This window comes from Polaromonas sp. P1_G1 (assembly GCF_056405595.1).
In genome coordinates this window covers 1-406 of sequence record NZ_JBFUBU010000235.1, presented here as the reverse complement: position 1 = coordinate 406, position 406 = coordinate 1, and the positions used below count along the sequence as shown (strand labels likewise).

1 protein-coding gene is annotated in these 406 nt (G+C 63.1%); it reads right to left on the bottom strand.

Translation table 11 applies throughout. The features are described 5' to 3' along the window. Positions 1–40: 40 nt before the first annotated feature. On the bottom strand, positions 41–406 hold a 366-nt coding region (locus tag AC1D1Y_RS26635; protein ID WP_477684988.1), incomplete at its 5' end, for an AEC family transporter.

Below are 406 nucleotides of genomic sequence, written 5' to 3'. Positions count from 1 at the left end.
GGCTGGGGGAGTGGGTGTTAAAAAAACGGTACTTAAAAGCTCAGGCAATCAACGGCACCAACGTCATCACCAAGGTCACACTGACCAAGGCCACCAACGTAGACACCGCCACGCTGGCCGTGACCAGATCCTCCGCCTTTTGATACCGCTGCGAGAACAAGAACACATTGGCACCGATGGGCAGCGACGCCGCCACCACCAGCACCGTGAGCGACATGCCGCGCAGGCCAAACACATAGCCCGCCAGCGCCATGAGCGCGGGGTGCAGCAGGGTCTTCACCGCAGACACGACCAGGGCGCCTTTCAGATGTCGGCCGATGGAGGCCTGCGACAGCGTGACGCCCACCAGTACCAGCGCCACCGGGCCAAAGGCGTTGCCCAGCAACAGCAGGGGCCGGTCCACCAC